General features: G+C 73.5%; 24 protein-coding genes. 18 read left to right on the plus strand and 6 right to left on the minus strand.

The genetic code is table 11. From position 1 onward, the window contains the following. On the plus strand, window positions 1–94 hold a 94-nt coding region (locus tag ACFW47_RS22485; RefSeq protein ID WP_386307075.1), incomplete at its 5' end, for a sigma factor-like helix-turn-helix DNA-binding protein. A 26-nt stretch (window positions 95–120) separates the two neighbouring features. On the opposite strand, the gene ACFW47_RS22490 is transcribed toward ACFW47_RS22485, so the two are convergent. After that, window positions 121–1209 (minus strand): Ku protein, encoded by a 1089-nt coding sequence (locus ACFW47_RS22490; protein WP_386277221.1) that lies wholly within the window; start codon window positions 1207–1209, stop codon window positions 121–123. A 246-nt stretch (window positions 1210–1455) separates the two neighbouring features. Here ACFW47_RS22490 and ACFW47_RS22495 point away from each other — a divergent pair, with 246 nt between their 5' ends. Next, complete coding sequence (locus tag ACFW47_RS22495) at window positions 1456–2577, plus strand: lipid II:glycine glycyltransferase FemX (RefSeq protein WP_386277223.1); 1122 nt, start codon at window positions 1456–1458, stop codon at window positions 2575–2577. A 24-nt stretch (window positions 2578–2601) separates the two neighbouring features. Here ACFW47_RS22495 and ACFW47_RS22500 read toward each other — a convergent pair whose 3' ends face one another. Further along, window positions 2602–4056 carry a purine-cytosine permease family protein gene (locus ACFW47_RS22500; RefSeq protein WP_386277226.1) on the minus strand — a complete coding sequence of 485 codons (1455 nt, stop codon included), beginning with the start codon at window positions 4054–4056 and terminating at the stop codon, window positions 2602–2604. 69 nt (window positions 4057–4125) lie between these two features. Between ACFW47_RS22500 and ACFW47_RS22505 the strand changes: the two genes are divergently transcribed. The 3 genes from ACFW47_RS22505 (at window position 4126) to ACFW47_RS22515 (ending at window position 7218) form a co-directional block, all read left to right on the plus strand. Then, a complete protein-coding gene (locus ACFW47_RS22505) occupies window positions 4126–4767 on the plus strand; it encodes a TetR/AcrR family transcriptional regulator (protein WP_386277228.1) in 642 nt (213 codons plus the stop codon). A gap of 22 nt (window positions 4768–4789) precedes the next feature. Further along, window positions 4790–6415: an amidohydrolase gene (locus ACFW47_RS22510; RefSeq protein WP_386306826.1), complete on the plus strand. Its 1626-nt coding sequence runs from the start codon at window positions 4790–4792 to the stop codon at window positions 6413–6415. Between the two features lie 74 nt (window positions 6416–6489). Beyond that, complete coding sequence (locus ACFW47_RS22515; protein WP_386277232.1) at window positions 6490–7218, plus strand: type 1 glutamine amidotransferase; 729 nt, start codon at window positions 6490–6492, stop codon at window positions 7216–7218. Here ACFW47_RS22515 and ACFW47_RS22520 read toward each other — a convergent pair. Both ACFW47_RS22520 and ACFW47_RS22525 read right to left on the minus strand, forming a co-directional pair. Further along, complete coding sequence (locus ACFW47_RS22520) at window positions 7208–8383, minus strand: GDSL-type esterase/lipase family protein (RefSeq protein ID WP_386306827.1); 1176 nt, start codon at window positions 8381–8383, stop codon at window positions 7208–7210. The two genes, ACFW47_RS22515 and ACFW47_RS22520, sit on opposite strands and share 11 nt — an antisense overlap. A gap of 44 nt (window positions 8384–8427) precedes the next feature. After that, window positions 8428–8997, minus strand: a complete 570-nt coding sequence (locus tag ACFW47_RS22525) for a TetR/AcrR family transcriptional regulator (RefSeq protein ID WP_386306828.1) — start codon at window positions 8995–8997, stop codon at window positions 8428–8430. A 71-nt stretch (window positions 8998–9068) separates the two neighbouring features. On the opposite strand from ACFW47_RS22525, the gene ACFW47_RS22530 reads away from it, so the two are divergent. The 9 genes from ACFW47_RS22530 to ACFW47_RS22570 all read left to right on the plus strand — a co-directional run bounded on the left by ACFW47_RS22530 (window position 9069) and on the right by ACFW47_RS22570 (window position 17933). Then, window positions 9069–9563 (plus strand): FBP domain-containing protein, encoded by a 495-nt coding sequence (locus tag ACFW47_RS22530; protein WP_386306830.1) that lies wholly within the window; start codon window positions 9069–9071, stop codon window positions 9561–9563. A 128-nt stretch (window positions 9564–9691) separates the two neighbouring features. Further along, window positions 9692–10663 (plus strand): GlxA family transcriptional regulator, encoded by a 972-nt coding sequence (locus ACFW47_RS22535; protein ID WP_386277241.1) that lies wholly within the window; start codon window positions 9692–9694, stop codon window positions 10661–10663. 28 nt (window positions 10664–10691) lie between these two features. Then, a complete protein-coding gene (locus ACFW47_RS22540) occupies window positions 10692–11249 on the plus strand; it encodes a DUF488 family protein (protein WP_386277243.1) in 558 nt (185 codons plus the stop codon). Between the two features lie 50 nt (window positions 11250–11299). Then, window positions 11300–12238 carry a hypothetical protein gene (locus ACFW47_RS22545; RefSeq protein WP_386306831.1) on the plus strand — a complete coding sequence of 313 codons (939 nt, stop codon included), beginning with the start codon at window positions 11300–11302 and terminating at the stop codon, window positions 12236–12238. A gap of 91 nt (window positions 12239–12329) precedes the next feature. After that, window positions 12330–12671 (plus strand): SCO0607 family lipoprotein, encoded by a 342-nt coding sequence (locus ACFW47_RS22550; RefSeq protein ID WP_386277247.1) that lies wholly within the window; start codon window positions 12330–12332, stop codon window positions 12669–12671. 179 nt (window positions 12672–12850) lie between these two features. Next, complete coding sequence (locus ACFW47_RS22555) at window positions 12851–13639, plus strand: hypothetical protein (RefSeq protein WP_386277249.1); 789 nt, start codon at window positions 12851–12853, stop codon at window positions 13637–13639. Window positions 13640–13684: 45 nt separating this feature from the next. Next, entirely contained in the window at window positions 13685–14548 is an 864-nt protein-coding gene (locus ACFW47_RS22560) for a DMT family transporter (protein ID WP_386277251.1), read from the plus strand. A gap of 621 nt (window positions 14549–15169) precedes the next feature. Further along, window positions 15170–16624 (plus strand): basic amino acid/polyamine antiporter, encoded by a 1455-nt coding sequence (locus ACFW47_RS22565; protein ID WP_386277253.1) that lies wholly within the window; start codon window positions 15170–15172, stop codon window positions 16622–16624. A gap of 46 nt (window positions 16625–16670) precedes the next feature. Then, window positions 16671–17933 (plus strand): arginine deiminase, encoded by a 1263-nt coding sequence (locus tag ACFW47_RS22570; protein WP_386277255.1) that lies wholly within the window; start codon window positions 16671–16673, stop codon window positions 17931–17933. Between the two features lie 17 nt (window positions 17934–17950). Here the strand turns inward: ACFW47_RS22570 and ACFW47_RS22575 are convergent, their stop codons facing one another. Further along, window positions 17951–18229 carry a hypothetical protein gene (locus ACFW47_RS22575; RefSeq protein WP_386277258.1) on the minus strand — a complete coding sequence of 93 codons (279 nt, stop codon included), beginning with the start codon at window positions 18227–18229 and terminating at the stop codon, window positions 17951–17953. A gap of 124 nt (window positions 18230–18353) precedes the next feature. Continuing rightward, on the minus strand, window positions 18354–19244 hold the full coding sequence (locus tag ACFW47_RS22580; RefSeq protein WP_386277260.1) for an MBL fold metallo-hydrolase: 891 nt from the start codon (window positions 19242–19244) through the stop codon (window positions 18354–18356). A gap of 96 nt (window positions 19245–19340) precedes the next feature. Between ACFW47_RS22580 and ACFW47_RS22585 the strand changes: the two genes are divergently transcribed. The 4 genes from ACFW47_RS22585 to ACFW47_RS22600 all read left to right on the plus strand — a co-directional run bounded on the left by ACFW47_RS22585 (window position 19341) and on the right by ACFW47_RS22600 (window position 22073). Continuing rightward, complete coding sequence (locus ACFW47_RS22585; RefSeq protein WP_386277262.1) at window positions 19341–19544, plus strand: hypothetical protein; 204 nt, start codon at window positions 19341–19343, stop codon at window positions 19542–19544. Continuing rightward, window positions 19531–20901: an amidase gene (locus ACFW47_RS22590; protein ID WP_386306833.1), complete on the plus strand. Its 1371-nt coding sequence runs from the start codon at window positions 19531–19533 to the stop codon at window positions 20899–20901. Before ACFW47_RS22585 ends, ACFW47_RS22590 begins: the two co-directional genes overlap by 14 nt. Window positions 20902–20929: 28 nt before the next feature. Then, window positions 20930–21493 (plus strand): TetR/AcrR family transcriptional regulator, encoded by a 564-nt coding sequence (locus tag ACFW47_RS22595; RefSeq protein WP_386277266.1) that lies wholly within the window; start codon window positions 20930–20932, stop codon window positions 21491–21493. A 106-nt stretch (window positions 21494–21599) separates the two neighbouring features. Beyond that, the gene (locus ACFW47_RS22600; protein WP_386306834.1) at window positions 21600–22073 is read left to right on the plus strand and encodes a hypothetical protein; all 474 of its coding nucleotides are present in this window, start codon (window positions 21600–21602) and stop codon (window positions 22071–22073) included. The last annotated feature ends 4 nt before the right edge of the window (window positions 22074–22077 follow it).

A 22077-nucleotide genomic window follows, 5' to 3' on the forward strand; every position in this document is an offset into this window, starting at 1 on the left:
CGGCGAACGCCTCGGCGTCTCGCAGATGCACGTGTCCCGGCTCATCTCCCGCCTGCTGACCCGCCTGCGCGAAGGCATGCTCAGCACAGCCTGAGCCGGCCGGCGGAACCCGCTGGGGGCTCAGGCGGCGGCCGTCTTCTTCCGCCGGCGGCCGCCGGCTCCGGTGAGGGCGTCGATCAGCTCGTCGCGGCTCATCCTGGAGCGGCCCGCGACGTCCTGGTCGGTGGCCCGCTGGTACAGCTCGGCCTTGCTCAGCTCCCTCAGCTCGCTCCGCGTGGGCGGCTTCTTGCGGGAGGGGGCGGCCTTTTCCCGGGCAGCGGTCTTCTCCCGGGCAGCGGCCTTCCCCCGGGCAGCGGTCTTCTTGCGCGATCCGGCCGGGCGTTCGCCGTTCTCCGCCTTCCCGGCCGGCTTTCCGCCGCCCGTGCCCGTGCCCTTCGCCCGCTCCAGGCTGCCCTGGAGCACCTCCATCAGGTCGACGACGTTGGTCGCCTGCGGCGCCTCCTCCGCCACCGCGACCTCCTCGCCCTCGGCCTTGGCCCGCACCAGCTCGCGGACCTTCTCCTGGTACGTGTCGTGGTAGCGCTCGGGGTCCCAGGGGCCGCTCAGGGCGTCCACCAGGCGCAGCGCCATGTCGAGTTCTCTGCCCCGGCCGACCCGCTCCGAGGGCAGCTCGGGCAGTTCCCTGACCGGGTCACGGACCTCGTCGGCCCAGTGGAGGGTCTGGAGCACGAGGACCTCGTCCTCGGCCCGCAGCGCGGTCAGGTACTGGCGGTTGCGCATGACGAAGGTGGCGACGCCGGCCTTGCCGGACTCAGCGAGGGCCGCGCGCAGCAGCTCGTAGACCTTGAGGTACTCCTTGCCGCGCGGGGCGACGTAGTAGGTGCGGTCGAAGTAGACCGGTGCGATCCGGTCCAGTTCGACGAAGTCGGTGATCTCCAGAGCGCGGGAGCGGCCCGGCGCGATCTCGTCGAGTTCGTCCGGTTCGACGACGACGTACTCGCCCTCGCCCACCTCGTAGCCCTTGACGATGTCGCCGGGGTCGACCTCTTCGCCGGTGCGCTCGTTGACGCGCCGGTTGCGGATGCGGTCGGAGGTGCCGCGCTGCAGCTGGTGGAAGTGGACCGTGTGGTTCTCGGTCGCCGTGAAGAGCCCGACGGGCACCGAGACCAGCCCGAACGTGATCACGCCTGTCCAGATCGCCCGTGCCATGGCCGTCCGCTCCGTCCGTCCTGCCGTACCGCCCGGACATTCCACGCTGGCACCGCGCCCGCGCTCCCGCGCGCCGGGCGGAGCACTCGGGTGGGCGCCGGGCCGACAGCGCGCGGATCCGCCGCCGTCGGGTTTCCCTGTGAGGTGCGGGACGGCGACCGCGCCCACGCGTCGGCGGTCTCCCGCCGCGGCAGAGGACAAGCCGGAACGGAACCAGCAGCAGAGCCGAACAGAGGGGCACCGCCCATGAGCCGTCAGGTGAAGCCGATCACCCGCGAGGAGCACCTGCGCTTCGTCGCGGCCCGGCCGTCCGTGAGCCACCTGCAGACGCCCGCGTGGGGCGACGTGAAGCCGGACTGGCGGGCGGAGAGCCTGGGCTGGTTCGACGAGCGCGGCGACCTGGTGGGGGCCGGGCTGGTCCTGCTGCGTCCGCTGCCGCGGCTGAAGCGGTGCCTGGCCTATCTGCCCGAGGGACCGGTCATCGACTGGGACGCGCCCGGCCTGGAGCGGTGGCTGGAGCCGATGCTCGCGCACCTGAAGCGACGGGGTGCCTTCTCGGTGAAGATGGGGCCGCCGGTGGTGGCCCGGCGCTGGAGCCCCGAGGCAGTCAAGGCGGCGATCGCCGACCCGGGGGCCCGGCGGCTGCGGGATGTGGAGGCGACCGAACGGGAACCCGGGGCCGAGGCGGTGGCCGAGCGGCTGCACCGGATGGGCTGGCGGCGCTCCGGATCCGGCGGCGAGGACGGGTTCGCCACCGGACAGCCGCGCTACGTGTGCCAGCTGCCGCTCGCCGGGCGGACTCCGGAGCAGCTCCTCAGCGGCTTCAACCAGCAGTGGCGCCGCAACGTCAAGAAGGCCGAGAAGGCCGGCGTCAAGGTCGTCCGGGGTGACCGCGAGGACCTGAAGGCGTTCTACGACCTCTACGTCGAGACCGCCGAGCGGGACCGGTTCGTGCCGCGGCCGCTCGGCTACTTCGAGCGGATGTGGACGGCACTGACGGCCGAGGACCCGGACCGCATGCGGCTCTACCTCGCCCACCACGACGGGGAGGTGCTGGCCGCGGCCACGATGCTGACGGTCGGCGAGCACGTCTGGTACTCCTACGGCGCCTCCACCGGTCGCCGGCGCGAGGTGCAGCCCAGCAACGCCCTCCAGTGGCGGATGATCTGCGACGCGCTCGAACTGGGCGCCGCCGTCTACGACTTCCGCGGCATCACCGACACCCTCGACGAGGGCGACCACCTGCTCGGGCTGCTCCGCTTCAAGGTGGGCGCCGGCGGCCGGGCCGTCGAGTACCTCGGCGAGTGGGACTACCCGCTCAACAAGGTGCTGCACAAGGCACTGGAGCTGTACATGGCGCGGCGCTGACCGGGGCCGGGGGCGAACCAGCCCTCAGGACGCCTGTCCCCTGAGCGCTGCGCCGCGTGTCAGGGCCGCGTAGAGCACCGAGGCGGTGACGAGGCCGGCCGGCAGGGAAAGGTCGACTCCGCCGAGGGCGTGGGCGATCGGTCCGGTGTAGAGGGTGTCGACGCACAGGGCCGCGACGGTGACGCCTCCGGCGAGGGCCAGGGCGCCCGCCGGGTTGACCCCGGCGCGGTACCAGAAGGGGCTGCCGGGCGTCTCGTCCGTCAGCGCGGGGCCGTCGTAGCGGTTGCGGCGCAGCAGGATGTCCGTGGCGTAGACGGCCAGGGCGGGGCCGAGCAGGACGACGGTGAGCTGGAGGACGTTGCTGACCGTGTCGAGGAAGTCGGAGACGAGGAGCCCGTACAGGGTGAGGGCGACGGCGGCGGTGCCGTCGGCGAGCACGCTGAGGGAGCGGCGGATGCGGATGCCTACGGCCTGGAGGGCGAGGCCCGCGCTGTAGGCGGTCAGGGCGTTGATGGCGATGGTGCCGAGGACCAGGGCGAGCAGGAGGACCGGGCCGAACCAGTCGGGCAGGAGCTGCCGCAGCCCCGCCTGCGGGTCCGTCATGTCGGCCACCGTCGCGGCGAGGGCTCCGATCGAGCAGACGGCCACCCCGGGCAGGAAGCCGCCCAGGAAGGTCCAGCCGACGACGGCCCGGGCGGGCGTGGTGCGCGGCAGGTAGCGGGAGAAGTCGGCGCTGGTGGTGTACGAGAGCGGGGCGGAGGCGATGAGTGTGACGCCGGCGACCAGAGCGGTCAACAGGCCCGTGCCGGTGAGCGGTTCGGCCGGTACGTAGGAGAAGTCGGTGTGCCGGAAGACGCCCACGGCGACGACCGCGAAGGCGGCCGTCAGGGCCAGCGTGATGGGGAGGTACAGCTTCATGATCATGGCGTGGCCGTAGACGCCGATGGCCAGGGTGAGGGCGGCGATCACCATCACCACGAGGACTTTCACGCCGGTGTTCGCGGTGATGCCGGCCATCTCCACGAGGGCGAAGGCGGCGGTCGCGGCGGCGGCCAGGTTCAGGGCGAAGTAGCAGACGGAGATGAGCCAGCCGACGATCGCGTTGTTCACGCGGTTGCCGCGCACCCCGTACATCGCCCGTGTGACGACCTCGCTCGGCGCGCCCGCCGCCGGCCCGGATATCGAGAGCAGGCCGGTGAGCAACCAGAAGAGGTTGCCCGCCACGATCACCGCCAGCGCCTGCCACAGGGTCAGCCCCATCAGGATCAGCGCGCCGCCGGTCACCAGGCTGAGGTAGTTGACGTTGGCCGCCGCCCACACCGAGAACAACTGCCGCGGCCGTCCGTGGCGTTCGTGGTCGGGGATGTGGTCGATGCCGTGGGCCTCGACGCGGCCCGCCCGGTCCGGCGGCGGCGGGTGCGGTGCCTCCCGGCGCGCGGCGCCGGTGCCGGGGTGCGGGTCGGGGATCGTGGACGCCATGAGGCTCCTCCGGGGTGCTGGTGTCCCACCTGCTTGCTTGTTGGTCGCACACTCAATAGCATCGATTCCATGCCGTCAAGCATTCCGAACAAGCGAATCCGCAAGTCTCCGGCCGCCAGACGTGCGGAAATCGTTGTCGCGGCGTCCGGGGTCGCGCTGGCCGAGGGGCTGGAGTGCATCACTCTGCGGCGGGTCGCCGAGGAGCTGGACGTGCGCCCGGGACTGATCAGCCACTACTTCCCGGCGGTGGAAGACCTGGTGGCGGAGGCGTACGGTGACGCCGCCGCCGCCGAACTCGACGAACTCCTCCCCACCGACCCGGGCGGGGCGACCCCGACCCGGCAGCTGGCGCGCTTCTTCGCGCGGGCGACCGGGCCGGACTTCGACGACATCAGCCGGCTGTGGCTCAACGCCCGGCACCTGAGCCGTTACCGGCCCGCCCTGCGCGCGAGGGTGGCCGTCCAGGAGGCGGCCTGGCGCGACCGGCTGGAGGCGCTGATCCGCGACGGCGTCGAGCGGGGCGAGTTCCGCACCGACGATCCGCTGGTGGCCGCCATCCAGATCCTGGTCGTCCTCGACGGCCTCGGCATGCTCGTCAACAGCGCCGACACGGGTGACGACCCGCCCGCGGTACGACGGATGCCGATCACCACCGCGGAGCGCGAACTCGGCCTGCCCACGGGCGCTCTGACGACCGCCGACACCAACTGAACCGCCCCCTCAAGGAGTGACTGTGCGCACCTCTCTCGTCCTGCTCTCGGCCCGGCTGCTCGACCCGGTCACCGGCGCCTTCCTGCCGCAGACCGCGCTGGCCGCGGCCGACGGCCGGATCAGTGCCCTCGGTGACGACCGGGAGATCCGTGCGCTCGCGGACGCCTCGACCACGGTCGTCGACCTGAAGGGCGCCGTGGTGACACCCGGCCTGGTCGACGGGCACATCCACCCGGTCACCGGAGCCGAACTGACCCACGGCCTCGACCTGTCCGGCTGCACCGACGTCGGCCAGGTGCGCGAGGCGCTGGCCCGCGCGGTGCGGGACCTGGCCCCCGGCGCGTGGCTGCACGGCTGGGGCCTGGACCCCAACGTCTTCGGTGACCGCCCGGTGGAGACGGCGCCCTTCGACTCGGTGCTCGACGGCGTCCCCGCGCTGCTGCTGCTCTTCGACGCGCACTCGATGCTGGCCAGCCGGCGGGCCCTGGAGCTGGCCGGGGTGGACGGGCCGCGCGTCTTCGACCAGGCCACGGCCGAGGTGGTGTGCGACCCCGAGGGGCGGCCCACGGGCCTGCTGCTGGAGGACGCCGCCTGCGAACTGGTGGAGCGGATCGCCCCGCAGCCCACCCGGGCGGAGCGCCTCGACCGGCTGGCGGCGGCCCTGCGCGCCATGGCGGCCACCGGTCTGACGGGTGGTCACGTCATGGACGCCAACGGAGACAGCCTCGACCTCTTCACCGAGCTGGACCGGGCCGGACGGCTGCCGCTGCGGCTCCGCGTGGCGCCCTGGTGCCAGCCGGGCACCGGCGCGGACGGGGTGCGTGCCCTCGTCGAGGGGCAGGGCAGGGGCGGCCGGCTGTGGCGGACCGCCGGCGTCAAGATCTTCATGGACGGGACCGTCGACAACGGCACCGCCTGGCTGGAGCAGCCGGACTGCCACGGCGAGTCCCGGCACGCCTTCTGGCCGGACCCCGCGGAGTACACCCGCGTCGTCGGCGAGCTGCACCGGGCCGGTGTGCCGACGGCCACCCACGCGATCGGCGACGCGGCCGTACGTCACGTCCTCGACGCGGTCGAGAAGGCACAGGCGGGCGGCGGACGCGGGGTGCGGCACCGCGTCGAGCACATCGAGACCGTCCCGGACGACACGCTGCGCCGGTTCGCCGAACTCGGGGTCGTGGCCTCCATGCAGCCCACCCACTGCTGCGACTTCACCCGGGCCGACCACACCGACAACTGGTCCCGGCGGCTGGGCGAACCGCGCGCCTCGCGGGCCTGGCGCTGCCGCGACCTGCACGACTCCGGTGCCGTCGTGGTGCTCGGCTCCGACTGGCCCATCGCGCCCTACCCGCCGCTGGGCGTCATGGCCGGCGCCCGCCACCGCCGCCCGACCCGCGATCTCAGCCGGGCGCCACACGGCCCGGAGCAGGCGCTGTCGGCGCTGGAGGCGCTGCGCGGCACGACCGTCAACGCGGCCTACGCGGCGGGCGAGGAGCACGAGGCCGGGCGGATCGCCGTCGGTCACCGCGCCGACCTGACGGTGCTCGCGGCAGACCCGCTCACCGTCCCGGCCACCGAACTGGCCGACGTGCCGGTGCTGTTGACCGTCCTGGACGGCGACCCGACGCACCGTGCCGCGACCCTGTGACGGGTGGGAGGTTGCGGCCCGACGCGCTCCGGGCAGGGTGGTGGTGTCCGAGCGTGTGAGGCGGGGAGTGGGCGATGGCGCGGCTGCTGGTGGTCCAGAACGGTCCGGGCGGCGGGCCGGGCCGGTTCGGTGACTGGCTCGCCGCGGACGACGTGACACTGGACGTCGTGCACGCCTATGCCGGTGCCCCGCTCCCCCGGCACCTCGCGCACGAGGGTGTCGTGGTGCTCGGGGGCGGTTACCTGCCCGGCGACGACGTGCGCGCCCCCTGGCTGGCGCCCACCCGCGCTCTGGTCGCCGAGGCGCTGGAGCGGGGCGCCCCCGTGTTCGGGATCTGCCTCGGCGGGCAGCTCCTCGCCCACGTCGCGGGCGGCACGGTACGGGGCGAGCACGGCGAGCCGGAGTTCGGCAGCACCCCGCTCACCCTGCGGCCCGGCGCCGGTGGCGATCCGCTCTTCGGGGGGCTGCCGGAACGGGTGACGGCCATCGAGCACCACGTGGACGCCATCACCGCCCTGCCGCCGGGCGCCGCCTGGCTGATGGAGAGCGAGCGGTGCCCGTACCAGGCGTTCCGGGTCGGTGACCGGGCCTGGGGCGTGCAGTTCCACCCCGAGGCGGACGCGGACCGGACGCGGTCGTGGGATCCGGAGCGGTTGCGGGCCCGGGGGCTGGACCCGGCGGAGCTGTGCCGCCGGGCGGAGCGCGACGAGCCGGCCGCCGAAGCGGTCTGGCACGGGGTCGCCCGGCGCTTCGCCGCGGTCGTACGGGGCCGTGGCCGGTGGGGACCGGGCTTCAGCCGGTGAAGGCGCCGCGGTCGCCGAAGGCCAGCTCGGCGAAGCGTTCGCCCATGCGCCGGTGCGTGGCGGCGTCCGGGTGGACGTTGTCGGGCAGGGGCAGCTCGGCGGCGTCGGCCTCGCCGTAGAGGTCGCGGCCGTCGAGGTGGTACAGGTTCGGGTCGTCGGCCGCCCGCTGGGCCACGATCCGGGCCAGCTCCTCCCGGATGACGTTCAGGGTCAGCTTCCCGCTCGCGCGTTCCGCCGGGTCGCCGGTGGCCACGAAGCGCAGCCGCCCCTCGGCGACCTCGCTGAAGTCCGGGGCGAGGGGGCCGGGCGTGTCCTCGTGGACGGGGCACAGAATGGGCGAGACGACCAGCAGCGGGGCGGTGGGGTGGCCCTCGCGGATCGTGTCGAGGAAGCCGTGCACGGCGGGGCCGAAGGCGCGCAGCCGCATGAGGTCGGCGTTGACGACGTTGATGCCGATCTTGACGCTGATCAGGTCGGCGGGGGTGTCGCGCATGGCCCGCGCGGTGAACGGGTCGAGCAGGGCGCTGCCGCCCAGGCCGAGGTTGATCAGCTCGACGCCGCCGAGGGAGGCGGCGAGCGCGGGCCAAGTCGTGGTGGGGCTCGCGGCGTCGGAGCCGTGGCTGATCGAGCTGCCGTGGTGCAGCCAGACCCTGCGGCCGGAGTCCCGGGCGGGTTCGACGGGGGCGTCGGTGCGCAGGGCGACGAGTTCGGTGGTCTCGTTGTGCGGCAGCCAGACCTCGACGTCCTTGTCGCCCTCGGGCAGGTCCGGGAAACGGAGGGTGCCGGCCGGGCCGGGCTCGACGGAGGCCGTGCCGGCGGTCATGTCGATGGTCAGGATGTTGCCGCCCGCGACGCTGCCCCGGCCCGCCGGGCGGCCGTCGACCAGTAGGTCGTACACGCCGTCCGGGCGCGGCGGGGCGTCCGCGTAGAGGCGCTTGGTGGGCAGCGTGTCCAGTTCGAGGACGGTGGCGCGGGTGCGCAGCGCCAGGCGTACGCCGGAGGGCTGGGACTCGGCCATGGCGAGCTGTCCGTCGGTGTTCTGGGCGCGGGCCCGGGCCGGCAGCCGGTGCGGCAGCAGGCCGTGCTCGGTGCGCTCCACGTCGAGGGCGCCGCGGATCAGGTCCGCGGTGATCGGCGTGGTGATCAGGTCGTCGTGGGCGTGCATGTCGTTCTCCGGCTGTGGTGGTGTCTCGGTTGGCGGTACGGGGCTCAGCGGGCCGACCAGTTGCGCAGCAGTGCGTCGAGGGCGTCCACGATCCGGGTCCAGGTCTCCTGGGTGTCGGGGGCGCTGTGGTCGAAGCCGCCGCCCATCTCGAGGCTGACGTAGCCGTGGAAGACGCTGCCCAGCAGCCGGACCGCGTGGGTCTGGTCGGGTTCCGTCAGGTCGTAGCCGCGCAGGACGGCCCGGGTCATCCGCGCGTGGCGGACACCCGCGCTCGCGGCCGCCGTCTCGGGGTCCAGACGCAGCTGGGCCGCGGCGTAGCGGCCGGGGTGTTCCCGGGCGTAGTCGCGGTAGACGTCCGCGAAGGCGGCCAGGGCGTCCTTGCCGGCCCGGCCGGCCAGGGCGGTGGCGGCCCGGTCCGCCATTTCCTCCAGGGCGAGCAGGGCGATGCGGGTCTTGAGGTCCTGGGAGCCCCGTACGTGCGAGTACAGGCTCGCGACCTTGACGTCGAACCGCCGGGCCAGCGCGGAGGCCGTCACCTGGTCGAAGCCGACCTCGTCGGCCAGTTCCGCGCCCGCCCGGACCAGGCGTTCCGTGGTCAGCCCGACACGCACCATAACCATCCTTCCGTTTGCCTGAATCGATTATGCATTTGCCTAAGCCTTTTAGGCAACCTACTCTCCGTCGTATGAGACCCCTGACCGACAAAGAGATCCGCGCCGCCTTCGTGAACTGCTCCAAGGGCGCCGCCAAGCGCCTGTCCGTGCCGCACGACCTGGCCGACCGCCCGTGGGACGACCTGGACTACTTCGGCTGGCGGGACCCGCGGGCGGCGCCGGACCGCGCGTACCTCGTGACCGAACTGGAAGGCCGTCCGACCGGGCTCGCGATGCGCGCCTCTGGTGCGGGCGCCGGGCAGATGCGGCGCAGCATGTGCTCGATGTGCCTGACGACCCACTCCGGCGGCGTCTCGCTGATGGTCGCGCCCAAGGCCGGCAAGGCCGGGCAGCAGGGCAACTCGGTGGGTGCCTACATATGCGGCGACCTGGCCTGTTCGCTGTACGTGCGGGGCATCCGGGAGCCCGGCGCCGGGGCGCGGCTGCACGAGACGATCACGCTGGAGGAGAAGATCCGGCGGACGGTGGCCAACCTCGCGTCGTTCGTCGGCAAGGTGGTCGCCTGACGTGGCGTTCCCGCCACCTTCCAACGGGAAAGTGCCACGGTGCCGGACAGGCACCTGACCTGCGGTTCAATGGGCCGGTGGCCGACCTCGGCCACGGCCGCCGTCCGGTGAGGAGGTCCGTTTCGGCCATGCACACCGTCGCCGTACTCGCGCTGGACCAGGTGATTCCGTTCGACCTGTCCACTCCGATCGAGGTCTTCACCCGCACCCGCCTCCCCGACGGGCGCCCCGGCTACCAGATCCGCGTGTGCGCCGAACATCCCGAGACCGACGCCGGGGCCTTCACCCTGCGCGCGCCGTGGGGCCTGGAGGGCCTGCGGGACGCGGACACGGTCATCGTGCCGGGTACGGCCAACGCCGGAGCCCCGCTCTCCCCGGCCGTCCGCGACGCGCTGCGCGCGGCCGCCGCGGACGGCACGCGCATCGCGTCCATCTGCTCGGGCACCTTCCCGCTGGCCGCCACCGGGCTGCTCGACGGCCTGCGGGCGACCACCCACTGGGCCGCCGCCGACGTCCTGGCCGCGGCGCACCCGGACGTGGAGGTCGACCCGGGCGTTCTCTACGTCGACAACGGCCAGGTCCTCACCTCGGCCGGCGCCGCCGCGGGACTGGATCTGTGCCTGCACATGATCCGGCGGGACTACGGCTCGGCGGTCGCCGCCCATGCCGCCCGGCTGTCGGTCATGCCGCTGGAACGCGAGGGCGGCCAGGCGCAGTTCATCGTGCACGACTGCCCGCCCACGCCCCGCGGGTCCGCCCTGGAACCACTGCTCACCTGGCTGCGGGACAACCTGTCCCGCGACCTCGCCCTCGCCGACATCGCCGCCCACGCCGGCATGAGCACCCGCACGCTGATACGCCGCTTCCGGGAACAGACGGGCTCCACCCCGCTGCAGTGGCTGCACCGGGCCCGCGTCCGGCAGGCGCAGCACCTGCTGGAAACCACGGAGCACTCCGTGGAGCGCGTCGCGGCACAGGTCGGCTTCGGTTCGCCCACCGCGTTCCGTGACCGTTTCAAGCGGACCACCGGAGTCAGCCCGCACGCCTACCGGCGCTCGTTCGGCCGGGCGGCGCCGCAGGTGCGCGGCCCGGAGGCATGAGCGCGGACGGCGCGGGGACCCCGATGTCATGTCGCATCCCCACCTGGTCACGTTCGGACACGGCACCGCGGGCCGGGCCGCACTGGCCGAGCTGCTGCGGGACGCCGATGTGTCGGCCGTGGTCGACGTCAGGACGGCGCCGGGCAGCCGCCGCGACCCCGACCTGCTGCGGGAGCGGCTCGCCCGGTGGCTGCCCGAGGAGGGCATCGCCTACCGGTGGGAGCAGCGGCTGGGCGGCTTCCGCAAGCCGGCGCCGGACTCGCCCGACGTGGTGTGGCGCAACACGTCCTTCCGCGGGTACGCCGGCCACACCCGTTCACCGGACTTCGTCACCGCCATGGACGAGCTGCTGGAGCGGGCCGCGCGGGAACGCACCACGGTGATGTGCAGCGAGGCGGTGTGGTGGCGTTGCCACCGGCGCCTCATCGCCGACTTCGCCGTGCTGGCCCGCGGCACTCCCGTGGACCACCTCATGCACGACGGCCGCCTGACGCCCCACTCCCCCACCCCGGGGGCGCGGCTGCGGACGGACGGACTCCTCGTGTACGACGACGAGGACGGGGCGGCGGGGCACGCGCGGTCGTGACGGCCGCGGCCGTCGGTGGCGCACACACGTCGACGTGGAGGCGGAGGACCATGCAGAGCGAGGGCGGACACCGCCGGGAGGGCGGCGACCACGAGACGGAGTCGGTCGAGTCGGTGCTCGACGAGCTCTACACCACGCCGCCGTCCGACTTCGTCGCCCGCCGCGAGGAGCACGCCAAGGCCGCCAGGACCGCCGGCCGCAAGGAGGACGCCCGCCGTATCCACGCGGCCCGCCGGCCCACGCTCGCGGCCTGGGCGGCGAACCTGCTGGCCCGTTCCCGGCCTCAGGAGAGCCGGCGGTTCCTGGACCTGGGGCAGGCACTGCGCGAGGCATACCGCACCCTGGACGCCGACGGTCTCAAGGACCTCTCCGCGCAGCGCCGGAGCGTGGTCTCCGCGCTGTCCCGGCAGGCCGTCCGGCTCGCCCGCGAGGCGGGGCACCGGCTGTCCGAAGCGGCGCAGCGGGAGGTCGAGTCGACCCTGCAAGCCGTCCTCGCGGACCCGGACGCGGCCGCGCGGTGGGCCGGCGGGCGCCTGGAGGGAGCACTCACCCCGCCCTCGGAGTTCCCCTCGGACACCGTCCCCGCCGAACCCGCGCCACCCGAACGGTCCTCCCGGACGAAGACTCCCTCCGCGGGCCGCGCGAAGGACGAACTCGCCGAACGGCGCCGCAGGCGGCGGCAGGACCTCACCCGCGCCGAACAGAAGGCCGAGCGGGCCGGGCGGCAGGTGCGCGACCGCCGGGCGGAACACGCGGACGCCGACTCCGCGCTGCGGCACACCGGCGACGAACTCGACCGGGCACGCGAGGAGGTGTCGGCGGCCGAGCGGCGGCTGCGGCAGGCGCAACAGCGGCTGGAGCGGGCCGAACGGGAACGGCGTGAGTCGCAGGAGCGCGAGCGCGCGGCGGCGGACGCCCTGGACCGGGCCGAGCACGAGGCGCGTGAGGCCGCACGGCACGCCGACCGGTTGGCCGGCCGAGTCAAGTAGCAGGGCGCACAGGACTGAGTACCCGTACTCATGAGGAGCCGGCCCACGCCGGAGCAGGCTTGCCGTGTCAGCCAGCCAGAGGGAGCCAGACATGCGCGTCGTCAGCCGAGTTCGCCGTCAGCCAGCCGTGCGCGGCGAGCGGCGAGCCGCACGTTCCGTCCTGGGTCTCGCACTGGCCTGCGCGACCGCCGCCGCGGTGCTGACCGGCTGTTCCATGGAGGAGGCGATCTGCGGCGGCGGCGAGTACCCGGTCCTCGGCGTCGGCGGCACCGGCGGCGCGTGCGTGCCCAACGGCGAGGAACCGCCCGCGGGTTACACCCGTTACCCGGAGGGCAAGGTGCCCGAGCACGTCGATGACGAGTGGGACACCTACTGGCGGACCCACACCGTCGACAAGGACGGGAACATCGTGGAGGTGCGCGAGGGCCAGTGAACGCGGGGTGTTCGCGCGCCGAACGCACGCACGAGGAAATACGGCGGGACATACCGCGATGGCGGCCATACGTGGTATACCGGCCGGGCGCCGATCGGACATGGTCCTCATGTCCCGCGCCCGAAGTCCCGTCGTTCCTCCCGAGCCTTCACGGCCGCGAATCGAGGAGAGTCAACAGCATGTCCGAGAGCACGACGCAGCCCGCCACCGAACTGGCATCGCAGTACAGCGTCCAGGTGACCGACGACCTGGAGCGCAACCTCAAGGAGCAGGAACGCATCAGCGCGGAGATCACCGCCCTCCAGCAGCAGCTGGCCGCACTGCAGCACGACCACGCCCTGCTGGTGAACATGCAGCAGGCGCTGGGCATCACCTCGCCGCCCTCCCAGCCGGTGAAGGCGGCGGAGCCCGCCGCCGCGTCCGACTCGGCCACCGTTCCCGCGCCCCGCGACGGTGCCACCGCGGAACCGGCCGCCGGTAAGCGGACGCGGGGCCGCAAGACGGCGGCCGCCCCCAAGCGCGCCGCCGCACCGAAGCCGGGCGCCAAGCCGGGCGCGAAGTCCGCGGCCAGGTCCAAGCCGGCCGCGAAGTCCGCTCCCAAGCAGGCCTCGAAGCCGTCCGCCAAGGCCGCGCGGAAGACAGCGGCCGAGAAGCCGTCACCGCGGGCCGCCTCCGCCCAGCAGGCCGCCTCCCAGCCCACACTGGTCGAGCTGGTCCGCACCCACCTCGCCGAACAGAAGGAGCCGCGCTCCGCCGCCGAGATCACCACGGCGCTCGGCCGGGCGCACTCCGAACGGACCATCAAGACCACGGTCGTGCGCACCACGCTCGAGGGGCTCGTCGCCAGGAACCAGGCGCAGCGCACCAAGCAGGGCACCTCGGTCTACTACACCGCCACCGACGCGCCCGAGGCGGCGAAGCAGCAGGACGCCGAAGCGAAGGCGGACTCCGCGCAGAACGAGGACTGACGGCCGCCGCGCGCGGCCGGGGGGAAACCGGGCGAGTATCGGTGGATGGGTGTCGTACTGCCGGTGCTCTTCGCACTCCTCGCCGCGTTCAGCAACGCGCTGGCCACCGTGCTCCAGCGCCGGGCGGCGTTGACCGTGCCCCAGGCACAGGGTTTCCGCCCGGGGCTCGTCGTCGACCTGCTGCGGCGTCCGGTCTGGCTCGGCGGCATGCTCGCCGTGGTCGTCGCCGGCGTGGCGCAGGCGGTGGCTCTGGCGACGGGGCCGCTGTCACTCGTACAGCCCCTGTTCGTGCTGGAACTTCCGCTGGCGCTGTTGCTGGCCTCACTGATGACCGGCCGCCACCTGGCCCCCGCCCTGTGGCTGGCCGTGGGCGGGGTGGTCGTCGGGCTGGGACTCGCGCTGGTGTCGGCCGCGCCGGACGCGGGCCGGGAGGACGTTCCTCTGGACCGCTGGCTGCCCGCGCTGGGGGCCTGTGCCACAGCGGCGGTGCTGCTGGCGGCGGCCGGTCTCAGGCGCCCCGTCGGCAAGGCCCGCGCCGGTTGCCTCGGTGCGGCCACCGCGGTCTGCTACGCGCTGACGGCGGCCCTGATGAAGGACGCCATGCGTGTCCTGGACACCGACGGACTGGCCGGCTTCCTGACCACATGGCAGACGTACGGCTTCGCCGCGGCCGGGGTCGGTGCCGTGCTCCTGCTGGAGCACGCCATGCAGGGCGGCCCCCTGGTCGCCTCCCAGCCCGCCCTCACCCTGGGGGATGCCGCGGTGAGCCTCATGCTCGGCGTGTTCCTCTACCGCGAGGACGTGCGCGGCGGGTGGTGGGTCCTGCCGCAGCTGCTCGGAGTCGCCCTCATCGTCATGGGCGTCCTGACGCTCGCCCGGCGAGGAGGGGACCTGCGCACCGGCGGCTGAGCGCCACCGGGGGCCGGGTGGTGTCCTGCCCACGATCGGTCTGTCCGTGCCGACCGGCCCGAGCCCGGCGGAAGTGGCCGGTACGCCCATCGTCACCCATGTCGCCACCGGGGCCCTCGCCACCGCCGCCTGCACCAGGTCGGGGCGGCCGCACGAGCCCGCGATCCGGCGCACGGCGCTCGTCCCGGCCGCGAGCGCGGTCGCCGGGACCCCACTCGGAGGCCGGGTCAACCCGTATGTGCCGAAGCGGGCGTTCGGGCTCGTACTGGGTGTCCTCGTGCCAGGGGTGGCGGGCGTCGCCGCCGGGGTGGCCGGCATCGGCGGACCGATGCTCACCGCCCCGGCCGCTCGTCGCCCTCGGCGTCCCGGTACCGGAGTCACTGGCCTCCGCCCAGTCCCGGTCCGCCGTCATCGCCGGTGTGGGAACGCTGGTTCACGTGACGCACGGAGCCGTCGACCGGCCGCTGGCCGCACTGGTCGGCGTTCCGGAGCCGGCGGGAGCGCTGCCGGGGGCCGACCCGGCGCCGCTCACCCCCCGAAGGCCGCGAAACGAACAAGGTGCCCGAAGCCACCACATGAGGCACAGTAGTCGCGAATCGCCCGGCTACCCAGAGGGACGGCATGTCGCAGGCCGCTACGACCGGCGCCGGCGGGGAGGCCCCGCCGGCCGCCAAGCTGCCCCTGTTCACCCTGACGGCCATGGTCGTCGGGTCGATGGTGGGTGCCGGGGTCTTCTCGCTGCCGGGGCGGTTCGCCGAGGAGACCGGCGTCGCGGGCGCGCTGATCGCCTGGGCGATCGCCGGTACGGGCATGCTGATGCTGGCCTTCGTCTTCCAGTCGCTCGCCGTGCGCAGACCCGACCTCGACGCCGGTGTGTACGCGTACGCCAAGGCGGGCTTCGGCGAGTACCTGGGCTTCTTCGCGGCCTTCGGCTACTGGGCCAGCACCTGCGTGGGCAACGTGACCTACTGGGTGCTCATCATGTCGACGATCGGCTCCGTCTGGCCGGAGCTCGGTGACGGCGACACCGCCCTCGCCGTGGTCCTGTCCTCGATCGGGCTGTGGGCGTTCTTCTGGATGATCCGGCGCGGCGTGAAGGAAGCGACGGCCATCAACAAGATCGTGACGGTGGCCAAGCTCGTCCCCATCGTCATCTTCGTGATCCTGGCGCTGGCGTACTTCCGGCCGGGTGTGTTCGCCGACAACTTCGGCGGGGCCGACTACGCGGGCTCCCTGTTCTCGCAGGTGCGCGGCACCATGCTGGCCACCGTGTTCGTGTTCCTCGGGGTCGAGGGCGCCAGCGTCTACTCCCGGCACGCCAAGCGCCGCTCGGACGTGGGCAGGGCGACGGTGCTGGGCTTCCTCAGTGTGTTCGCCGTCTTCGCGTCGGTGACCATCGTGTCGTACGGCATCATGCCGATGGCCGAGATCGCGGACCTGCGCCAGCCGTCCATGGCGGGCGTCCTGGAGGAGGCCGTCGGGACCTGGGGCAGGGTGTTCATCAGCGTCGGCCTGATCGTGTCGGTACTGGGCGCCTATCTGGCGTGGACACTGATGGCGGCGGAGGTGCTCTTCGTCGCGGCCAAGGACGACGACATGCCGCGCTTCCTGCGCCGCGCCAACGCGGTAGACGTGCCCGTGCCTGCGCTGCTGATGACGTCGCTGCTCACCCAGGCGGTGCTGATCGCCACCAGTTTCTCGGACGACGCCTTCAACTTCGCGCTCAACCTGACCAGCGCGCTGTCCCTGATCCCGTATCTGCTCGCGGCCGCATTCGCGGTGCGGATCGGCGTCCGCGACGACCCGCGCACGGCGGGCGGGCGCAGCTCCCGGCGGGAGCTGACCGTCGGTGTCCTCGCCACCCTGTACACCGCGTTCCTGCTGTACGCGGCCGGACTGAAGTTCGTCCTGGTCTCCTTCATCCTCTACGCCCCGGCCACCGCCCTGTTCGTGATGGCCCGCCGCGAGCAGAACAGACGCCTTTTCTCCCCGGCGGAACTCGTCGTCCTGGCCGTCTCCGTGGCCGGCGCGGTCCTGGGCCTGGTGGCGCTGGCGGCCGGGTGGATCAGCCTGTGAGCCGCGTCCCCTCTCCCCCACCACTCGCACCCTTCAGGGAGGCCTTGTGACCAGCAACGACAGCGCCCCGATGCCCGCGCTCGGTGTCCACTCCGAGGTGGGCAGGCTGCGCAAGGTCCTGGTGTGCTCCCCCGGCCTCGCGCACCGGCGGCTCACCCCGACCAACTCCGACGACCTGCTCTTCGACGACGTGATGTGGGTGGAGAACGCCCAGCGCGACCACGCCGCGTTCGTCGGCGAGCTGCGCCGGCGCGGGGTCGAGGTGGTGGAACTGCACGACCTGCTCGCGCAGATCATGGCGATCCCGCAGGCGAGGTCATGGCTCCTGGACCGCAAGATCACCGCGAACCAGGTCGGCGTCGGCCTCATCGACGCCACCCGCGCCTACCTGGAGACCCTCTCGCCCAGGGAACTGGCCGAGTACCTGGTCGGCGGACTCGCGGTCGGCGATCTGCCCGAGGACTTCCGCTCCCCGTACCTCGCCCTGGCCCGCGAGTCCACCGGCGCCCGTGAGTACCTGATGCCGCCGCTGCCCAACACCCTCTACACCCGCGACACCACCTGCTGGCTGTACGGCGGAGTGACCCTCAACCCGCTGTACTGGCCGGCGCGGCACGACGAGACGCTGCTGATGAAGGCGGTCTACCTCTTCCACCCCGACTTCAGGGGCAGCGAGGTGTGGTGGGGGGACCCCGAACTGGACTGGGGCCAGGCCACCTTCGAGGGCGGCGACATCATGCCGGTGGGCAACGGCGTGGTCCTCATGGGCATGAGCGAGCGCACCTCGCGGCAGGCCATCACCCAGGTCGCCGCGTCACTGTTCCGCAGCGGGGCCGCCGAGCACGTCGTCGTGGCCGGGATGCCCAAGCTGCGGTCCGCCATGCACCTGGACACGGTGTTCACCTTCGCCGACCGCGACGTGGTGACCCTCTACCCCCGCATCATGGACGCGGTGCACACCTTCTCGCTGCGCCCCGGGGACCGGGCCCCCGGCTTCGACGTCGTCGACGAGGGCACGACGCCGTTCACCGACGTGGTCGCCAAGGCGCTCGGGCTGTCCTCGCTGCGGGTGGTGGAGACGGGCGGCGACGCCTACGCCTCCGAACGCCAGCAGTGGGACAGCGGCAACAACGCGGTCGCGATCGAGCCGGGCGTGGTGTTCACCTACGACCGCAACACGCTCACCAACGCCCTGCTGCGCGAGGCCCGCATCGAGGTCGTCACCATCGTGGGCGCGGAGCTGGGCCGGGGCCGGGGTGGAGGGCACTGCATGACCTGCCCGCTGGTGCGGGACCCGGTCGACTTCTGACCGCCCCCGGCCGTCCGTCACCGGCAGAACCCGTACGCCTGCTCCAGCCACCGGTGCAGTGCCGTGTGCACGCTGCCGGGGAGCTCGCTGAGCCGCTCGATGGCGGCCCGGTCCCCGGCGGAGGGCGCGATACCGGCCGTGGTGAGCAGGGCCAGCAGGTCCAGGCGCCGCAGGTCGACGGGGTCGACGCGGCAGGGGACGCGTTCGGCGGGGCGGGGCGGCTGGAGCAGGAAGTCGCCGTCGGTGCCGCCGGAGCGCGCCGGGTCGGCGGCGGTCGGGGCAGTCATGGTGTGCATACCGCGGTCCTCCACTTGGTGGGTCGCCTTGATGGGTCGGCGTTCTCGAGGGCAGGAGACACCGGCGAGGCGGCGGCTGGTTGCGGGCCGTCCGCCGGACCACACGGTGGATGCAATCGGCGCCTTATCGCACGAACCGGCCGGGCACGGGCGTCAGCCGGTAGGCGTCCCGCTGGCCGACGACCCGGCCCGCGGTGGGCGGCGGGAAGTGGGTGCCCAGCACCAGGGTGCCGGTGCCGGCCAGGGAGGCGAGCAGGGAGCGCCTGGTCGACTCGGCGAGGGCGGGGTCGATGTCCACGCAACTGCCCAGCGCGGGGTGGGCGAGTTGCACGGGATGGTGGACGCAGTCCCCGGTGACGAGGGCGCCGGCGCCGGGTCCGCCCACCCGCACGGCGACGTGGCCCGGGGTGTGGCCCGGGGTCGGCAGGAGGCGCAGACCGGGCGCGAGGTCGGCGCCCTCGGCGGGTACGTCCACGAGGTCGAGCAGCCCGGCGTCCTCCACCGGGTGCACGGAGTCCCGGAACATCTGGCGCCGGGGCTCGTCCATCGGGTACGCGGCCCAGAACTCGCGCTCGGCGCGGGAGACGACGTAGCGGGCACGGGGGAAGGTGGGGACCCAGCCGTCGTCGGTCCGCCTCGTGTTCCAGCCTACGTGGTCGGTGTGCAGGTGGGTCAGGATCACCAGGTCGACGGTGTCCGGGTGGAAGCCCGCCTCCGTGAGCCGCTCCAGGTAGTCGGTGCGCAGGTCGTGCCAGGCCGGATTCGCGCGCGTCTTGCCGTTGCCGATGCCGGTGTCGACGAGGACGCGCAGCCCGCCGGCGGTCAGGGCGAAGGTGTGGCTGCCGAGGCGCAGGACGCCGTCGCCGTCGGCGAAGTCGGGGCGCAGCCACTCCTCGCGGGTGACCAGGTCCGGGGTGGCGCCGGGCAGCAGCCAGGGTCCGGTGGCGGGCGGCAGGAGGGTCTCGTCGATGCGGTGGACGGTGGTGTCGCCCACGGTCCAGGAGGGGGTGTGCATGGCGGTGCCCTCTTTCGTCGAACTCACTAAAAGCCATTGGTTTGCGTTTAGCCACCGTAGAACCTATGGTCCACTAACGCAAACAGTTGGCTTTAAGTGGCTTCAGAGCGAAGGAGAGGGCCTGTGCCCATCCCCGAAGAGGACCGCCGGGCCGTGGTGACGGCCACCGCGCGGCACATTCACAGCGTCGTCTCGGTACTGCGGGAGCTGGACTTCGGCGACACCCCGCCCGCCGCGGCCTTCCACGCCGCCGAGGCGCCGGAGCCCGGGCACGAGGAGGTACGTCGTGCGGCCGTATGAGCTGTCCCTGGCCGCGGCCGCGGACGCGGTCCGCACCCGGCGGCTCTCGCCGGTCGAACTGGTGGACTCGGTGCTGGAGCGTGCCACGGAGGTGCAGCCGGGGCTCGGCGCGTACGTGACGCTGACGGCGGAACGGGCCCGCCGCTCGGCACGCGCGGCCGAACGGGAGGTGGCGAAGGGCAGTCTCCGGAGCCCACTGCACGGCGTGCCGATGGGGCTCAAGGACCTGATCGACGTGGCCGGCACCGCGACCACCGCGAGCTCGCGGGTCCGCGCCGGGCATCGCGCGCGGGCCGACAGCGCGGTCGCCGCGCGGCTGGCGGCGGCCGGTGCTGTGCTGGCCGGCAAGACCCACACCCACGAGTTCGCCTACGGCCTGACCACTCCCCAGACGCGTAACGCCCGGGACAGCGGCCGGATCGCGGGCGGCTCCAGCGGCGGCTCAGCCGTCGCCGTGGCGGCGGGCGCGGCCACCTTCGCCCTCGGCACCGACACCGGGGGCTCGATCCGCGTGCCCGCCGCCCTGAACGGCGTCGTCGGCCTCAAACCGACCTACGGCCTCGTCCCCCGCCACGGAGTGACGTCGCTGTCGTGGTCACTGGACCACGTGGGGCCGATCACCCGCACCGTCGAGGACGCGGCCCTGGTCCTGGCCGCGGTGGCGGGCCACGATCCGCGCGATCCCGCCTCGACGCCCGCCCCGGCGGCGGACCACCGGCCGACCGCGTGGACGGGGGACCTGACGGGCCTGCGCGTCGGCGTGCCCCGCACCTACTACTTCGACCACGTCGACCCGGAGGTCGAGACCGCCGTCCGGGGTGCCGTCGCGCGGCTGGCGGAGCTCGGCGCGCACCTCGTCGACGTGGACATTCCGATGGCGCGCTACGTGCAGGCGGTCCAGTGGGGCCTGATGGTGCCCGAGGCCACCGCCTACCACGAGCGGACCCTGCGCACCGCCGCCGACCTGTACGAGGACGACGTACGCGTGCTGCTGGAGGCCGGGGAGCTGATGTCCGCCGGGGACCACCTGCGGGCCCAGCGGGCGCGGACGCTGATGCGGCGGGAGTGGGCGCGCCTGCTCCGGCAGGTCGACGTCGTCGTCGCACCGACCGTGCCGGTCACCGCGGTACCGGCCGGGCAGTCCTCCGTCACCTGGTCCGACGGCACCGTGGAGAGCGTCTCGGACGCCTACGTCCGGCTCTCCGCGCCGGCCAACATCACCGGTGTCCCGGCGCTGACCGTGCCGGTGGGCGCCGACCGGGCGGGCATGCCCATCGGCATGCAGGTGCTCGGGCGCCCGTTCGACGAGGCCACGGTGGTGCGCGTGGGCCACGCCTACGAACGGAGCGCCGCTTGACGCAATCACTTTGCTTTAGGCTGTCGGCATGAGTCCCAGACCGATGGCCCGCCCGGGCGGGCGCAGCGCCCGGGTCCAGGAGTCGGTGCACACCGCCGTACGCGAACTCACCGCCGAGGTGGGCCGCGACGCGCTGACGGTGCCGCTGGTCGCGGCCCGCGCCGGCGTCACCCCGTCGACGGTGTACCGCCGCTGGGGGGACCTCCAGGAGCTGCTGTCGGACGTGGCCGTCGAACGGCTGCGCCCCGAGACCGAGCCCGGGGACCACGGCGGCCTGCGCGCCGACCTGACGGCCTGGGCCGAGCAGTTCCTCGACGAGATGGCCTCGCCCCCGGGCCGCGCCTACATCCGTGACGCCCTGCTGGGTGATCCGGACGGCGGCAACGCGGGACAGTGCTCGGCCTACGCCGCCGAGCAGATCGACGTCGTCCTCGCCCGCGCGGCCGGACGCGGCGAGGCGGTGCCCGACACGGAGACGGTCGTGGACCGCGTCGTCGCCCCGGTCATGTACCGGATCCTCTTCCGGCCCGGCGGCCTCGACGCCGGGTACGCGCGCCGCCTGGTGGCCGGGCTGCTGGACACGCCCGGGTAGCCCCGGGCGCTGCTCCGTACGAGTGGTGCGTTCGTGGCACCGGCCGTACGGTCAGGTACGGGGAACGGAGCGGAGACAAGCGACCCCGAGACGGCCGGGAGCAGACATGGGCAGAAACCCGATGAGGGCAGCGATCGCCCTCTGTGCCGCCGCCGCGCTCGCAGTGCCCGTGGGCACGGCCCTCGCGGCACCGTCGGCGCAGCACACGACCACCGCCCGGGCGGAGCACAGCCGGCACGCGCAGGACCCGGTGCTGGTCGACTGCGCCTTCCAGCCCCAGGTACGGCCCGAGGCGTTCATCCTCGCCTGCGGGGACGGCAACAGCCGTCTGGTCTCCCTGCACTGGATGCGCTGGGACGCGAACGCCGCGGTGGGCCGGGGCACCAACGTCGTCAACGACTGCGACCCGTACTGCGCCGCGGGCACCTTCCGCGCGTACCCCGTGGTCGTCCGGCTCGACCAGCCGCAGGCGTCGCGGACGGACCCGGGCGAGCGGCACTACACCCGGCTGACCCTCACCTACACCGACGGCAGGCCGGACGGCTACCCGCGCACGGTGACGTACCCCCTGTCGGGCTGACGGG

The organism is Streptomyces sp. NPDC058796 (genome assembly GCF_042745235.1).
In the GTDB taxonomy this organism is placed as follows: domain Bacteria; phylum Actinomycetota; class Actinomycetes; order Streptomycetales; family Streptomycetaceae; genus Streptomyces.

Bases quoted from the DNA above. Each gene is read 5' to 3' on its own strand.
- ACFW47_RS22490 (WP_386277221.1), bottom strand. From the start codon at position 1,209: ATGGCACGGGCGATCTGGACAGGCGTGATCACGTTCGGGCTGGTCTCG.
- ACFW47_RS22495 (WP_386277223.1), top strand. From the start codon at position 1,456: ATGAGCCGTCAGGTGAAGCCGATCACCCGCGAGGAGCACCTGCGCTTC.
- ACFW47_RS22500 (WP_386277226.1), bottom strand. From the start codon at position 4,056: ATGGCGTCCACGATCCCCGACCCGCACCCCGGCACCGGCGCCGCGCGC.
- ACFW47_RS22505 (WP_386277228.1), top strand. From the start codon at position 4,126: ATGCCGTCAAGCATTCCGAACAAGCGAATCCGCAAGTCTCCGGCCGCC.
- ACFW47_RS22515 (WP_386277232.1), top strand. From the start codon at position 6,490: ATGGCGCGGCTGCTGGTGGTCCAGAACGGTCCGGGCGGCGGGCCGGGC.
- ACFW47_RS22520 (WP_386306827.1), bottom strand. From the start codon at position 8,383: ATGCACGCCCACGACGACCTGATCACCACGCCGATCACCGCGGACCTG.
- ACFW47_RS22525 (WP_386306828.1), bottom strand. From the start codon at position 8,997: ATGGTGCGTGTCGGGCTGACCACGGAACGCCTGGTCCGGGCGGGCGCG.
- ACFW47_RS22530 (WP_386306830.1), top strand. From the start codon at position 9,069: ATGAGACCCCTGACCGACAAAGAGATCCGCGCCGCCTTCGTGAACTGC.
- ACFW47_RS22535 (WP_386277241.1), top strand. From the start codon at position 9,692: ATGCACACCGTCGCCGTACTCGCGCTGGACCAGGTGATTCCGTTCGAC.
- ACFW47_RS22540 (WP_386277243.1), top strand. From the start codon at position 10,692: ATGTCGCATCCCCACCTGGTCACGTTCGGACACGGCACCGCGGGCCGG.
- ACFW47_RS22545 (WP_386306831.1), top strand. From the start codon at position 11,300: ATGCAGAGCGAGGGCGGACACCGCCGGGAGGGCGGCGACCACGAGACG.
- ACFW47_RS22550 (WP_386277247.1), top strand. From the start codon at position 12,330: ATGCGCGTCGTCAGCCGAGTTCGCCGTCAGCCAGCCGTGCGCGGCGAG.
- ACFW47_RS22555 (WP_386277249.1), top strand. From the start codon at position 12,851: ATGTCCGAGAGCACGACGCAGCCCGCCACCGAACTGGCATCGCAGTAC.
- ACFW47_RS22560 (WP_386277251.1), top strand. From the start codon at position 13,685: ATGGGTGTCGTACTGCCGGTGCTCTTCGCACTCCTCGCCGCGTTCAGC.
- ACFW47_RS22565 (WP_386277253.1), top strand. From the start codon at position 15,170: ATGTCGCAGGCCGCTACGACCGGCGCCGGCGGGGAGGCCCCGCCGGCC.
- ACFW47_RS22575 (WP_386277258.1), bottom strand. From the start codon at position 18,229: ATGCACACCATGACTGCCCCGACCGCCGCCGACCCGGCGCGCTCCGGC.
- ACFW47_RS22580 (WP_386277260.1), bottom strand. From the start codon at position 19,244: ATGCACACCCCCTCCTGGACCGTGGGCGACACCACCGTCCACCGCATC.
- ACFW47_RS22595 (WP_386277266.1), top strand. From the start codon at position 20,930: ATGAGTCCCAGACCGATGGCCCGCCCGGGCGGGCGCAGCGCCCGGGTC.
- ACFW47_RS22600 (WP_386306834.1), top strand. From the start codon at position 21,600: ATGGGCAGAAACCCGATGAGGGCAGCGATCGCCCTCTGTGCCGCCGCC.